The following is a 14,019-nucleotide window of genomic DNA, read 5'->3' on the forward strand; positions in this document are numbered from 1 at the left end:
TGCGATCAGAAGTCCTTGCACAGGCGCAAGGCGTCGTAGATCGCCGCATGTACGTTGCGCTGGGCCACGCAGTCGCCGATGCGGTACAGCAGGTAGCCTTCGCCCGGCTGGCTGAGGATCGGCTGTGGCTTGATGGCGAACAGCGCCTCCACGTCGATCTGGCCCTTGTTGCGCGAGCCTTCCTTGAGCGCGTAGTACAGCGCTTCGTCAGGGCGCACACCGTTCTCGACCACCACCTGGTCGACCACGCGCTCTTCCTTGGCGCCGGTGTATTCGTTCTCCAGCACCGCCACCAGCTTCTCGCCTTCGCGGTAGACCTTTTCCAGCATCATGTCGCCGGTCATGATCACTTCTTTGGGGTACATGCTGCGGTAATAGGTCGGGAAGCTGGTACCGCCCATGGCAACGCCCGGCTTGATGTCGTCGGTGACGATTTCGACCTGGCTGCCCTTGTCGGCGATGAAGTCGGCTACCGACATGCCGGTGAATTCGCAGATGGTGTCGTACACCAGCACGTTCTTGCCCGGCGCGACCTTGCCGTCGAGCACGTCCCAGCTGCTGACCACCAAGCCTTCGGCAGCGCCCCAGTGCTCGTTCTGTTCCAGGAACGAGTGCCCGCCTACTGCCAGCACGATGACGTCCGGGCGCAGGTCTTCAATGGTCGCCACGTCAGCGGCAGTACCCAGGCGCAGGTCGACCTTCAGGCGTGCCAGCTCCAGCTGGTACCAGCGGGTGATACCGGCAATCTGGTCACGCTGCGGCGCCTTGGCGGCGATGGTGATCTGCCCGCCGATCTGGTCCTTCTTCTCGAACAGGGTCACGTCGTGGCCGCGTTCGGCAGCAACGCGCGCCGCTTCCATGCCGGCAGGGCCAGCACCGACCACCACCACCTTGCGCTTGACGCCGGTGGTCTTCTCGATGATGTGCGGCACGCCCATGTATTCACGGGAGGTCGCGGCGTTCTGGATGCACAGCACATCCAGGCCCTGGTACTGGCGGTCGATGCAATAGTTGGCACCAACACACTGCTTGATCTGGTCGATCTGGCCCATCTTGATCTTGGCGATCAGGTGCGGGTCGGCGATGTGCGCACGGGTCATGCCGACCATGTCCACGTAGCCGCCTTCGAGGATACGCGTGGCCTGGTTCGGGTCTTTGATGTTCTGCGCGTGCAGCACCGGGACCTTGACCACTTCCTTGATGCCGGCTGCCAGGTGCAGGAACGGCTCTGGCGGGTAGCTCATGTTGGGAATGACGTTGGCCAGGGTGTTGTGGGTATCGCAACCCGAGCCGACCACGCCGATGAAGTCGATCATGCCGGTAGCATCGTAGTAGGCGGCGATCTGCTTCATGTCCTCGTGGCTGAGGCCATCGGGGTGGAACTCGTCACCACAGATACGCATGCCCACGCAGAAGTCGTCGCCGACTTCGGCGCGCACCGCCTTGAGCACTTCCATGCCGAACTTCATGCGGCCTTCGAAGGTGCCGCCCCACTCGTCAGTACGTTTGTTGACCCGCGGGCTCCAGAACTGGTCGATCATGTGCTGGTGCACAGCCGAAAGCTCGACGCCGTCCAGGCCGCCCTCTTTTGCGCGCCGCGCAGCCTGCGCGTAATTGCCGATCACCCGCCAGATCTCCTCCACCTCGATGGTCTTGCAGGTGGCGCGGTGCACGGGCTCACGGATGCCGGAAGGCGACATCAGGGTCGGCCAGTTGAAACCATCCCAGCGCGAGCGGCGGCCCATGTGAGTAATCTGGATCATGATCTTGGCGCCATGCTTGTGCATGGCGTCGGCCAGGTTCTGGAAGTGCGGGATGATGCGGTCGGTCGACAGGTTGACCGACGACCACCATTCCTGCGGGCTGTCGATGGCCACCACGGACGAGCCGCCGCAGATCGCCAGGCCGATGCCACCCTTGGCCTTCTCTTCGTAGTACTTCACATAGCGGTCGGTGGTCATGCCGCCGTCAGTGGCGTAGACCTCGGCGTGCGCGGTGCTGAGCACGCGGTTGCGGATGGTCAGTTTGCCGATCTGGATCGGCTGGAACATTGCTTCGAATGCCATGACGCTATCTCCGGCTTACAACGGCTTTGTAACGAACAGGCCATCTTCGTGGCCTTCTTCCGACCCGCCATAGACCTGCTCGGCCACGGTGCGGATCGAGCTGCCACGGGCAGCGAGAATCTGGTCCATTGCGCCGGCGAACCAGCCGGTGAACATGTAGTCGACCTTGCGGCCGCACTTGCCATACACGTACACGAACGCCGAGTGCTTGAGCTTGACGCTGCAGGTGCCTTTGTCCAGGTCGATGTCCTGGATCTCGAACAGGCCCCAGCCACGCTGGGACAGGCGCTTCATGTAGTGCTCGAAAACCGCCACGCCTTCCAGGCCATGGCACTCGGCTTCCTTCTCGCACCAGTGCCAGGCCGACTTGTAGCCTGCCTTGTAGAGGATCTCGGCATAGGCGTCGGCGCCCAGCACTTCCTCGATGCCCATGTGGTTGTTGACGAAGAAATGACGCGGCACATACAGCATCGGCAAGGCGTCGCTGGTCCAGACACCGGTTTCGCTGTCGACTTCGATTGGCAATTGCGGGGCGATCTTGGCCATGGAAACTCAACTCCATAAAAATTTGTTTTTGGCTGCCCCGACGTTGCTGGCCGGGGCCTTAAGGCTTGGAGAGCGGCTTACTCGCCCCAGACGTCCTTGAGAACGTTTACCCAGTTCTCGCCCATGATCTTGCGCACCACACGCTCGGAATGGCCGCGCTTGAGCAAGGTCTCGGTGAGGTTGGGGAACTCGCCGACGGTGCGGATGCCCAGCGGGTTGATGATCTTGCCGAAATTGGTCAGGCGACGGGCGTAACCCTTGTCGTGGGTCAGGTACTCGAAGAAGTCCTGGCCGTGGCCCTGGGTGAAGTCGGTGCCGATGCCGATGGCGTCTTCACCGACGATGTTCATGGTGTACTCGATGGCTTCGGCGTAGTCGTCGATGGTGGAGTCGATGCCCTTGGCCAGGAACGGCGCGAACATGGTCACGCCGACGAAGCCGCCATGGTCGGCGATGAACTTCAGCTCTTCATCCGACTTGTTGCGCGGGTGTTCTTTGAGGCCCGAGGGCAGGCAGTGGGAGTAGCAGACCGGTTTTTTCGATTCCAGGATGACCTCTTCGGAGGTCTTGGAGCCAACGTGGGACAGGTCGCACATGATGCCCACGCGGTTCATCTCGGCGACGATCTCGCGGCCGAAACCGGACAGCCCGCCATCACGCTCGTAGCAGCCTGTGCCGACCAGGTTCTGGGTGTTGTAGCACATCTGCACGATGCCCACGCCCAGCTGCTTGAACACATCCACGTAGGCAATCTGGTCTTCGAAGGCGTGGGCGTTCTGGAAGCCGAAGAGGATACCGGTCTTGCCCAGTTCCTTGGCCTTGCGGATGTCGGCGGTGGTACGTACTGGCATCACCAGGTCGCTGTTGTCGCGGATCAGCTTCTGGCTGGCAGCGATGTTGTCGACGGTGGCCTTGAAGCCTTCCCAGACCGACACCGTGCAGTTGGCTGCGGTCAGCCCGCCTTTGCGCATGTCCTCGAACAGTTCGCGGTTCCACTTGGCGATGATCAAACCGTCGATAACGATGCTGTCGGCGTGAAGCTCGGCTGGGCTCATCAGGCTGTCCCCTTTTATTGAGTGGGTTCGTGCCGAACATTGTGCCGGCGCTTTGGGGCCAGCATATGCCTGTGCCCAAGGGCGCCCCGATGCAAAAACGACAGGGGGTTTGCCGAAAGCGTCAATGCGCGACATGACCGCGTCTGGCATGCCGTTCGGGGATGCGAGACAGTCTCGATAACGACCCTTTGCCGCCCTTAAATGAACATTTGGTCAGGGACCTATCGCGCGGGCTCTGGCTGAGCGAGAATCCCAGCGATTCGACAGCCTGTTGAGGAGAAAACGGATGAAATCAATGGCATGGCTGGTGCTGCTGGCCGTCGTGAGCGGGGCCCAGGCCGGTGAGGAAGAAAGCACGCCTTGCGACAATGTCGAGAACGACCAGCAGACGTTCGAGTGTGCGGCATTCAACAAGCAGACCGCCGAGCGTGAGCTGAAGTCGACCTACGACGACCTGCTTCAACGCATGCGCGAGCAGTATGACGACGAAGCTGGCCTGCAGTCGCGGATCGAATCCGCCGAAAAGCTCTGGAGCCAACTGCGCGATGCCGACTGCAAAGTCGAAACCCATGCCGAACAGCCAGGCAGCAAGGCCTACCAGACGGCATGGAACAGCTGCGTCGCCCAACGCAGCGATGAGCGATCGGAGTATTTGCGCAGCCTGGGCTCGCAGAACAGTGATGAGCCGGCACCGGAAGATTGATCCAGGCAGTGATTGAAAGATCTTCTCCAGAGGAACAACCTGCTGCTGATAGTCACTGCGCCATTTCTCGATAGTGCGCCAAGGCCACGTGCTTGCAACGTGCGCCTTGGAATCCTCAACTATCAAGGAACACCGAAATGGCTGACATCAAAGTTGAAATGGAAAAAATCCGCAAAGAAGGCCAAGAGCGCGTAGCCGCTACCGGCCAGACGATCTGCGTATTCGCTGAAAATGTGCCTGCGGGCATTGCCGAAGACATCCTGGCAGGTATGCGGTTGATGACCGAACTGGCCAACAAGAAGTTCGACAAGGAAACCCAGCAGCGCGAGTGGTACAACTTCTACAACGATGGCCTGATCAAGTTCGGCTGGACCATGACGGGTGCGGCACATGCCGAAGATGCGATTGATGAAGACAACCTGACCTTGGCAGAGCTGATGACCAAATCCATCACCATCAGCGTGGCTCGCGACCCTCGTCGCATGGCCTGTGCCAAGCGTGTTCTGCAAATCGTCGTGCAGAAGCCGGAAGTCAAGGCCCACCTGGAAAAGCACAGCCATAGCGAATCCGGCAAATCGAGCAACTTCGTAGTGGCCCAATGCGAAATGACGCCACAAGGTTTGCCTGTGATGCACATGACCAGCTTCCAGGCCAGCTACGACTCGAAAATCGAGCGTGAAGGCGCCCTGACCCGCAAAATCGACAAGACGTCGACCCGCGTCTATCGCGCGTCGCAACAGGGTACGTTCAGCGTTCGTCACTTCGATGCTGCGCGTGATCTTGTGAATGAAAAGATCAAAGGCGACATCGCCGCCTTCCTCGCTATCTAAATAGCGAGGCCGGGTATCAGGATTTCCGGGTACCCGGTTCCCATCATGTGCATTCATCAAGGAGCGATGCCGCATGAGCGATGCAAGCCTGGACACCCGAATATTCGAAGAGCGGCTGAACATCAAGCCCGCGCCATGGCTGACACTGGAAACATGGGAAGACTTGCAGCTGTGTCTTCGTTATTCACAGGCCGTGGCCAATGAAAAGTACTCGATGGAGACCCAGCCTGAGCAATGGTTCACGGTCGTTATCGCCACCTTGCAATCGTTGAAGTTCACGTTGTTCGAACATACGCATCAAGCCATTTCATACGAGCCGCACCTGCACGCATTGAGCGATGTGTACAGTGGCTATATACCCCCGCTACGCGAAAAAGGGCCTTGGTTCAAGAGCGTTGAAGAAAACGTCAAAGCCGCAATGCAATCTGCGGGAATGCACACCTTTAACGTAATGAACGCTTCTTCACATCTGAGCATTGAAATGGATCATGAAGGGGACGAAATTCCCGTTGCCATCCTGTTCTATGTCTACTGCAAGACCGACCCTGTCGAACCCACCCAGAAGTTGAACCTGATATTTGACCATCTGGGCGCACGCTTCAACATGGGCGAATTCGCGTCATTGCGCAAAGACCTGCAGGCCAGAAACCGCGAAAAGCTGTTAGCCGTTCTCAAACGCAAACTGGAATGAAGCTATTTTGAACGCGCAGGTTGGCGCTCCTCCCGTGGGCACTTTCCAAACCTCAGCTTGTAGCGCCGCGTGAAATACGATGGCAGTTCAAAGCCGCACGCAAGGCTGACCTCGGTCACCGACATGTCAGTCTGGGTCAACAGCTGTCGCGCCTTGTCCAGCCGTAGAGCAAGGTAAAAACTACTGGGTGTTTCATTTAGGTACATACGAAACAAGCGCTCCAGTTGGCGCCGTGTCACTTTGATCGCAGCGGCCAGGTCCAGCGTGCTCAGGGGTGGCTCGGTATGTTTTTCCATTTCGCCAATGGCATGGACCAACTTCTTGTTGCTGATACCGTAACGCGCACCGATCTGCATGCGCTGGTGGTCCTGACGCTGACGAATACGACCCAGCACGAACTGCTCGGAAACCTTCACCGCCAGGTCGCTGCCGTGAGACTGGGCAATCAGGTGCAGCATCAAATCGATCGAAGCGGTGCCGCCGGCACAGGTGATGCGGCTGCGGTCAATCTCGAACAGCTCCTGCGTCGCCTGAAGGCCCGGGTAGCGTTCCTTGAACGCCTCGAGCGCTTCCCAGTGCAATGTCGCCCGGTAGCCGTCCAGCAAGCCCGCCTCGGCAAGTACCATCGCCCCCGTATCGATGCCCCCCAGCATGACCGCGTCATGGTGCAGCCGACGCAGCGCATGCAGCAGCTTCGGCGCGACATTGGCCAATGGCTCGAAGCCCGCTACCACGAGCAGGATATTGGCGGGCTCACCCTCCCCCAGCGCGGCATCGGCATTGACCGACATGCCGTTGCTCGCCAGCACCGCCTCGCCGTCCAGGCTGAGCACCTGCCACCGGTACAACGGCCCGCCAAAACGATTGGCCACCCGCAATGGTTCCACCGCCGAAATGAACCCCATGGCGGAAAAACCCGACACCAACAGAAAGGCAATCGTCTCCATCATCCCCTACTCCACAGAAACTGGTCGCCCAGGTGCTAATTCCTGTCGCCAGCGTGCGCTTGGCCAAGGTGCGGCCAGCGTAGCGTATTCACACGGTCCGCAGAGGCCGCCCTCAATAACAATATGCACTGCCGATGGAGAGCCACCATGCACAGCTTGATCCGCCGCAGCCTGTTGTCACTTGCCCTGAGCAGCATCGTTGCCACACCGCTTTTCGCCGCCGAACCCGCGGCCTGCAAGAACGTACGCCTTGGCGTGGTCAACTGGACCGACGTCATCGCCACCAGCGCCATGGCGCAAGTGTTGCTCGACGGCCTGGGTTACCAGACCAAACAGACCAGCGCCTCGCAGCAGATCATCTTTGCCGGCATCCGCGACAAGCGCCTGGACATGTTCCTGGGTTACTGGAACCCGATCATGACCCAGACCATAACGCCTTTCATCGATGCCCAGCAGGTCAAGGTGCTCGACGCACCCAGCCTGGAAGATGCCCGGGCCACCTTGGCCGTACCCAAGTACCTGGCCGACAAAGGCCTGAAGAGCTTCGCAGATATCCACAAGTTCGAGAAAGAGCTGGGCGGCAAGATCTATGGCATCGAGCCCGGGTCCGGCGCCAACACTCAGATCAAGGCGATGATCGCCAAGAACCAGTTCGGCCTGGGCAAGTTCCAGCTGGTCGAGTCCAGCGAGGCCGGCATGCTCGCCGCAGTCGACCGCGCCGTGCGCCGCAAGCAGGCCGTGGTGTTCTTCGGCTGGGCGCCGCACCCGATGAACGTGAACATCGACATGGTCTATCTGGGTGACAGCCAGGACGCCCTGGGCCCTGACGAAGGCCGCGCCACGGTGTGGACCGTCACCGCACCGGACTACGCCCAACGCTGCCCCAACGCCCATCGCCTGCTGGCCAACCTGAAATTCAGCGCCGAAGACGAGAGCCGCATGATGCAGCCGCTGCTCGACCACAAGGACGCGCTGGAGTCGGCCCGCCAGTGGCTCAAGGACCACCCCGAGGACAAGGCGCGCTGGCTTGAAGGGGTAACCACCTTCGATGGCAAGCCTGCGGCGGACAACCTCAAGCTCACCGCCAACTGACAGGGCCTCATCGCCTGTAGGAGCGGCCTTGCGTCGCGAAAGGGCCGCAACGCGGCCCCAGGATCTGTGCGCGCTGCACAAACCCAAGGGCCGCTATGCGCCCCCTTCGCGACACAAGGCCGCTCCTACGCCGATTGGGCCACCACAACCCTGACAAGGAACCACCATGAACCACGACGTCATCATCACCTGCGCCCTCACCGGCGCCGGCGACACGGTCGCCAAGAGCCACCTGGTCCCGGTCACCCCCAAGCAGATCGCCGAAGCCGCCGTAGAGGCCGCCAAAGCCGGCGCCACCGTGGTCCACTGCCACGTCCGCGACCCGCAAACCGGCCGTTTCAGCCGCGACGTGAACCTGTACCGCGAGGTCATGGAACGCATCCGCGAAGCCGACGTGGACATCATCGTCAACCTCACCGCCGGCATGGGCGGCGACCTGGAAATCGGCCCGGGCGAGTCGCCCATGGAATTTGGCCCGGGCACCGACCTGATCGGCCCGCTGGAGCGCCTGGCCCACATCGAAGCACTGCTGCCGGAAATCTGCACGCTCGATTGCGGCACCCTCAACTTCGGCGACGGCAACGCCATCTACGTCTCCACACCGGCGCAATTGCGCGCCGGCGCCAAACGCATCACCGAACTGGGCGTGAAAGCCGAACTGGAAATCTTCGACACCGGCCACCTGTGGTTCGCCAAGCAGATGATCAAGGAAGGCCTGCTGCATGACCCGCTGTTCCAGCTGTGCCTGGGCATACCGTGGGGCGCGCCGGCCGACACCACCACCATGAAAGCCATGGTCGACAACCTGCCTGCCGACGTCACCTGGGCCGGCTTCGGCATCGGCCGCATGCAGATGCCCATGGCGGCACAGGCGGTGCTGCTGGGCGGCAACGTACGGGTGGGCCTTGAAGACAACCTGTACCTGGACAAAGGCGTGTTGGCCAGCAATGGCCAACTGGTGGAGCGCGCGAGCGAAATCATCACCCGCATGGGTGGGCGCATCCTCACCCCGGCAGAAGGCCGGGAAAAAATGAACCTCAAACGCCGCTGATACCCCGGAGTCCGATATGCCTTTCATCACCGAGATCAAGACCTTCGCCGCCCTGGGTAGTGGCGTGATCGGCAGCGGCTGGGTTGCCCGCGCGCTGGCCCATGGCCTGGATGTGGTCGCCTGGGACCCGGCACCCGGCGCCGAGCAGGCCTTGCGCAAGCGTGTCGCCAACGCCTGGCCGGCGCTTGAAAAACAAGGCCTGGCCCCTGGCGCAGCACAGGAGCGCCTGACCTTCGTCAGCACCATCGAGGAATGCGTGCGCGACGCCGACTTCATCCAGGAAAGCGCACCCGAACGCCTGGACCTCAAGCTCGACCTGCATGCAAAGATCAGCGCCGCGGCCAAGCCGAACGCGATCATCGGCTCCAGTACCTCGGGGCTGTTGCCCAGCGAGTTCTATGAGGCCTCCACTCACCCCGAACGCTGCGTGGTCGGCCACCCGTTCAACCCGGTCTACCTGCTGCCATTGGTGGAAATCGTCGGCGGTAACCGTACTTCGCCTGAGGCGATCAACGCCGCAAAAACCATCTACACCGCGCTCGGCATGCGCCCGCTACACGTGCGCAAGGAAGTGCCGGGCTTCATCGCCGACCGCCTGCTCGAAGCGCTGTGGCGCGAGGCGCTGCACCTGGTCAACGACGGTGTGGCTACTACTGGCGAAATCGATGATGCCATCCGCTTCGGCGCTGGCCTGCGCTGGTCGTTCATGGGCACCTTCCTGACCTACACCCTGGCCGGTGGCGATGCCGGCATGCGCCACTTCATGTCGCAGTTCGGCCCGGCGCTGAAACTGCCCTGGACCTACCTGCCGGCACCGGAGCTTACCGACAAGCTGATCGACGATGTGGTGGACGGCACCGCCGAGCAACTGGGCGAACGCAGCATCGCCGCGCTGGAGCGCTATCGTGATGACACCCTGCTAGCGGTGCTGGAAGCGGTGAGGACCAGCAAGGCCAGCCACGGCATGTCGTTCAGCGACTGAGGAGACCACGATGCCCGCACTGATCACCTACCGCACCCCAGTCCAGGAGGACTGGGTCGACTACAACGGCCACCTGCGCGATGCCTATTACCTGCTGATCTTCAGCTACGCCACCGATGCGCTGATGGAGCGCATCGGCCTGGATGCCGATAGCCGTGGGCAGAGTGGGCATTCGCTGTTCACCCTGGAGGCGCACATCAACTATTTGCATGAAGTGAAGCTTGGCACTGATGTGTGGGTGCAGACGCAGATCATCGGGTTCGACAAGAAGCGCCTGCACGTTTACCACAGCCTGCACCGCGCAGGGTTCGACGAAGCGCTGGCGGCCAGCGAGCAGATGCTGCTGCATGTGGACCTGGCAGGGCCGAAGGCGGCGCCGTTCAGCGAGGGCAGCGTGGCATTGCTGCAGGGCCTGGTGGATGAACAGCGTCATCTTCCAGCGCCAGCCTATGTGGGACGTGTGATTGGCCTGCCCAAAAAATAACCCCGCAAAGCCGTGAGCCAGCGGGGCCAAGAGCGAGCAACATCCACTGTGCATGTGTGAGGGTGACCAAACCCTGCGGTACCGTGAATGAGGCCAGTGTGCGATCTTCCCGGCACTGGGAATTAGCCGGGAACGACCTGTTCTTAGCCAAAGCAGTCATGCCGGCATTCTGTGGTTGCGGCCGTGTCGCTGGCGACACAGAATCGGTCGTAAATCACAGCAGCACTCTTTTCGCGATAAAAGGGACAACAGCCATGATGCATGCGGATTTGATTGATCAGGACGACCTCGCCGGCCAACTGCGCGCGCGCGGCTTCGACATCCCTGCCGGGGCCAGTGCCGAGCAGGCCTGCGAGGCGGTGGTGCGTGGGCTGACCGAGCCTAACGCGCGGGCGCTCAAGGGCATGGTCGAGCAAATGTACACAGGCAGTGCGACGATTCTGCCGGCGGTGCGCCAGGCGATCGACAAGCAGTTGCTGCCAGCGCTTGCAAGTTTCAACAAGCGCGCCTGATCGCGTATTTCTGTACTGGCCTCATCGCCGGCAAGCCGGCTCCCACAGATTCACACCAATCTCAGGCTTGGTGGTGAACCTGTGGGAGCCGGCTTGCCGGCGATTGGGCTGCAAAGCAGCCCCGGGACGTCAGAGCCTCACACTGGCAAAGGTCGACTCGTTGCGCGCCTGGCTCAATGCAGCCATCGGCCCGCTGTGCGGCGACAGAGTCATGGCCTGCGGAATCGGCATCATCGCTACCTGCTGTGCAGTATTCGAACCTACTCGTTCATCACGCGGCGGTATGCCGAAGTACTCGCGGTAGCACTTGGAGAAGTGCGGGGTGGACACGAAGCCGCACACCGAGGCCACTTCGATGATCGACATCGGGGTCTGCTTGAGCAATTGCCGCGCGCGAATCAGGCGCAGCTTGAGGTAATAGCGCGACGGCGAACAATGCAGGTACTTCTGGAACAGGCGCTCAAGCTGGCGACGTGACACGGCCACGTACACGGCCAGTTCGTCGAGGTCGATCGGCTCTTCCAGGTTGGCCTCCATCAGCGCGACGATTTCCTGCAGCTTCGGCTGGTTGGTGCCCAGCATGTGCTTGAGCGGCACGCGCTGGTGGTCCTGTTCGTTGCGAATGCGCTCGTAGACGAACATCTCCGAAATGGCCGCCGACAGTTCGCGACCATGATCGCGGCTGATCAGGTGCAGCATCATGTCCAGCGGCGCGGTGCCGCCAGAGCTGGTGAAGCGGTTGCGGTCGAGGGTGAACAGGCGAGTGCTCATGTTGACCCTCGGGAATGCCTCCTGCATCGACGCCAGGCATTCCCAATGCACGCTGCAGTCGAAACCGTCGAGCAGGCCGGCACAGGCCAGCGCCCAGCTGCCGGTACACACAGCGCCCAAACGGCGCGACTGACGGGCCTGGGCCTGCAGCCAGGTGACATGCTCACGGGTGACCGAACGCTGGATACCGACGCCACCGCAGACGATCACGGTGTCGATGGGAGGGGCGTTGGCGATGGCGGCGTCCGGGGTGATCTGCAAGCCATCGCTGGCCCAGACCTGGCCGCCATCGACGGTCAGCGTGTGCCAGCGATACAGCTCACGGCCCGAAAGCTGGTTGGCCATGCGCAGCGGCTCGACGGCCGATGCCAGGGAAATCAGGGTGAAGTTGTCCAGTAGGAGAAACCCGATGGACTGGGGTGCTGTGCGGTTCTGGGTTGGATTCCCGGAGGTGTACGACGTCATCGCGATTTCTCCTCACACAAATACAGGGCGTGCCTCAGGCGGGCACTATTTTTTTTGTCATGGCCCCGGTTCATGTGCGGGGGCTTTACCAATCTCAACGCAAGGGCCGTGCCTGAAATTGAACGGCCATCCAAAAAAACCCAAAAACGACGCCTTTTTTCAGCAATTCCGGCTCGGCGGTCGGGTTGTGTAAAAAACTCAAACCGGCGGGCCAGCGCCTTTGCGTATCACTTATGAGCAAATTGGTGACACGCTCAAGGCAGGTTGCCCAGAAACGACACTGTTTAGTGTCACCGACAATGGCGACACTGATCGCGACACCCGACGATCGGCTGATGCGAAGACGCCCCAAAACGGGGCGTCTTGACGAGCGTAGCGCACAGTCAGCGCATCAACATTCGATGACGCTGACCGCCAGGCCGCCGCGCGAGGTCTCTTTGTACTTGTCATGCATGTCGGCGCCGGTGTCGCGCATGGTGCGGATCACCTGGTCCAGGGAGATGAAGTGCTCGCCGTCACCGCGAAGAGCCATCTGCACAGCGTTGATGGCTTTTACAGCCGCAATGGCGTTGCGCTCGATGCAGGGCACCTGCACCAGGCCACCGACCGGGTCGCAGGTCAGGCCAAGGTTGTGCTCCAGGGCGATCTCGGCGGCATTCTCCACCTGCGGCGGGGTCGCCCCCAGCACCTCGGCAAGGCCCGCCGCCGCCATGGCGCACGCTGACCCGACCTCACCCTGGCAACCCACTTCGGCACCTGAAATCGATGCGTTCTTTTTGCAAAGGATGCCCACTGCGGCGGCGGCCAGGAAGAAGTCGACCACGTTGGACTCGTCGACCTCATCGCTGAAGCGCATGTAGTAGTGCAGCACCGCCGGGATGATGCCAGCCGCGCCATTGGTGGGCGCAGTGACCATGCGCCCGCCCGCGGCGTTCTCTTCGTTGACCGCCAGGGCGAACAGGTTGACCCACTCCATGGCACTCATTGTCGAGCCGATCACATTGGGCTTGCCGATCTCCTGCAGGCTGCGGTGCAGCCTGGCCGCGCGGCGGCGCACGTTCAGCCCGCCGGGCAGCGTGCCTTCATGCTTGAGGCCGTTGTGCACGCATTCCTGCATGGCTTGCCAGAGCGTGTGCAGGCCGGTGCGGATCTCTTGCTCGCTGCGCCAGACCTTCTCGTTGGCCATCATCAATTGCGACACGCTGAGGTCGTTTTGCTTGCACAGGCGCAGCAGCTCTGCGGCACTGTTGAAATCGTACGGCAGTACCGTCTGGTCGGCATCCAGCACACCACTGGCGGCCTGGGCGGCGTCGACCACGAAACCACCTCCCACCGAGTAGTACGTGTCACGGTGCAGCTCGCCCTGCTCGCCTTCGGCGATCAGGGTCATGGCATTGGGGTGGTACGGCAGGTTCTCGTCCAGCAGCAGCATGTCACGGGCCCAGACGAATTCGATGGGCAACCGGTTATCCAGCTTCAGGGTGTTGGTTTCGCGCAGGTCGGCGATGCGTGGGACGATCTGGGCCGGGTCGATGGCGTCCGGCCATTCGCCCATCAGGCCCATGATGGTGGCGTGGTCAGAGCCGTGGCCAATACCGGTGGCCGACAGCGAACCGTACAACCGCACCTGCACCCTTTTCACCTGCTCAAGCTCGCCGCGCTCACGCAGCCCTTGGACAAACAGGGCGCCTGCACGCATGGGGCCGACGGTATGGGAGCTGGAGGGCCCGACTCCGATCTTGAACAGGTCGAACACGCTGATGGCCATTGTCGCTACACCTCTTGCTGGGCTTGTCTCTGCGCGCCATGCGCAGGGCGGGGCAA

14 protein-coding genes are annotated in these 14,019 nt (G+C 61.5%); 8 read left to right on the forward strand and 6 right to left on the reverse strand.

What is annotated here, in order from left to right:
* Window positions 1–5: 5 nt before the first annotated feature.
* From dgcA to JOE27_RS15195, 3 genes are all read right to left on the reverse strand, one after another.
* Window positions 6–2,066 (reverse strand): dimethylglycine demethylation protein DgcA, encoded by a 2,061-nt coding sequence (gene dgcA / locus JOE27_RS15185; RefSeq protein ID WP_115273088.1) that lies wholly within the window; start codon window positions 2,064–2,066, stop codon window positions 6–8.
* A gap of 15 nt (window positions 2,067–2,081) precedes the next feature.
* Complete coding sequence (locus JOE27_RS15190) at window positions 2,082–2,612, reverse strand: DUF5943 domain-containing protein (protein ID WP_012316656.1); 531 nt, start codon at window positions 2,610–2,612, stop codon at window positions 2,082–2,084.
* 77 nt (window positions 2,613–2,689) lie between these two features.
* The gene (locus tag JOE27_RS15195; RefSeq protein ID WP_003257506.1) at window positions 2,690–3,667 is read right to left on the reverse strand and encodes a dipeptidase; all 978 of its coding nucleotides are present in this window, start codon (window positions 3,665–3,667) and stop codon (window positions 2,690–2,692) included.
* 286 nt (window positions 3,668–3,953) lie between these two features.
* On the opposite strand from JOE27_RS15195, the gene JOE27_RS15200 reads away from it, so the two are divergent.
* The 3 genes from JOE27_RS15200 to JOE27_RS15210 all read left to right on the forward strand — a co-directional run bounded on the left by JOE27_RS15200 (window position 3,954) and on the right by JOE27_RS15210 (window position 5,891).
* A complete protein-coding gene (locus JOE27_RS15200; RefSeq protein ID WP_115273090.1) occupies window positions 3,954–4,370 on the forward strand; it encodes a lysozyme inhibitor LprI family protein in 417 nt (138 codons plus the stop codon).
* Between the two features lie 137 nt (window positions 4,371–4,507).
* The gene (locus JOE27_RS15205) at window positions 4,508–5,200 is read left to right on the forward strand and encodes a hypothetical protein (protein WP_115273091.1); all 693 of its coding nucleotides are present in this window, start codon (window positions 4,508–4,510) and stop codon (window positions 5,198–5,200) included.
* 73 nt (window positions 5,201–5,273) lie between these two features.
* Complete coding sequence (locus tag JOE27_RS15210) at window positions 5,274–5,891, forward strand: hypothetical protein (RefSeq protein WP_125925149.1); 618 nt, start codon at window positions 5,274–5,276, stop codon at window positions 5,889–5,891.
* A gap of 2 nt (window positions 5,892–5,893) precedes the next feature.
* On the opposite strand, the gene JOE27_RS15215 is transcribed toward JOE27_RS15210, so the two are convergent.
* The gene (locus JOE27_RS15215; RefSeq protein ID WP_204919124.1) at window positions 5,894–6,841 is read right to left on the reverse strand and encodes a GlxA family transcriptional regulator; all 948 of its coding nucleotides are present in this window, start codon (window positions 6,839–6,841) and stop codon (window positions 5,894–5,896) included.
* Between the two features lie 144 nt (window positions 6,842–6,985).
* Here JOE27_RS15215 and choX point away from each other — a divergent pair, with 144 nt between their 5' ends.
* The 5 genes from choX to JOE27_RS15240 all read left to right on the forward strand — a co-directional run bounded on the left by choX (window position 6,986) and on the right by JOE27_RS15240 (window position 10,959).
* A complete protein-coding gene (gene choX, locus JOE27_RS15220; protein WP_046787502.1) occupies window positions 6,986–7,930 on the forward strand; it encodes a choline ABC transporter substrate-binding protein in 945 nt (314 codons plus the stop codon).
* A gap of 166 nt (window positions 7,931–8,096) precedes the next feature.
* Window positions 8,097–8,981 carry a 3-keto-5-aminohexanoate cleavage protein gene (locus JOE27_RS15225; RefSeq protein ID WP_161871646.1) on the forward strand — a complete coding sequence of 295 codons (885 nt, stop codon included), beginning with the start codon at window positions 8,097–8,099 and terminating at the stop codon, window positions 8,979–8,981.
* 16 nt (window positions 8,982–8,997) lie between these two features.
* On the forward strand, window positions 8,998–9,963 hold the full coding sequence (locus JOE27_RS15230) for an L-carnitine dehydrogenase (protein WP_204919127.1): 966 nt from the start codon (window positions 8,998–9,000) through the stop codon (window positions 9,961–9,963).
* A gap of 10 nt (window positions 9,964–9,973) precedes the next feature.
* Entirely contained in the window at window positions 9,974–10,447 is a 474-nt protein-coding gene (locus JOE27_RS15235) for a thioesterase family protein (RefSeq protein WP_119687912.1), read from the forward strand.
* A gap of 254 nt (window positions 10,448–10,701) precedes the next feature.
* A complete protein-coding gene (locus JOE27_RS15240) occupies window positions 10,702–10,959 on the forward strand; it encodes a hypothetical protein (RefSeq protein ID WP_039604371.1) in 258 nt (85 codons plus the stop codon).
* A 129-nt stretch (window positions 10,960–11,088) separates the two neighbouring features.
* Here JOE27_RS15240 and JOE27_RS15245 read toward each other — a convergent pair whose 3' ends face one another.
* Both JOE27_RS15245 and JOE27_RS15250 read right to left on the reverse strand, forming a co-directional pair.
* The gene (locus tag JOE27_RS15245) at window positions 11,089–12,195 is read right to left on the reverse strand and encodes a GlxA family transcriptional regulator (RefSeq protein WP_115273096.1); all 1,107 of its coding nucleotides are present in this window, start codon (window positions 12,193–12,195) and stop codon (window positions 11,089–11,091) included.
* Window positions 12,196–12,586: 391 nt separating this feature from the next.
* Entirely contained in the window at window positions 12,587–13,963 is a 1,377-nt protein-coding gene (locus JOE27_RS15250; protein ID WP_115273097.1) for an L-serine ammonia-lyase, read from the reverse strand.
* Window positions 13,964–14,019 lie beyond the last annotated feature (56 nt).

It is taken from the genome of Pseudomonas sp. M5, from assembly GCF_016907075.1.
GTDB lineage: Bacteria > Pseudomonadota > Gammaproteobacteria > Pseudomonadales > Pseudomonadaceae > Aquipseudomonas > Aquipseudomonas putida_E.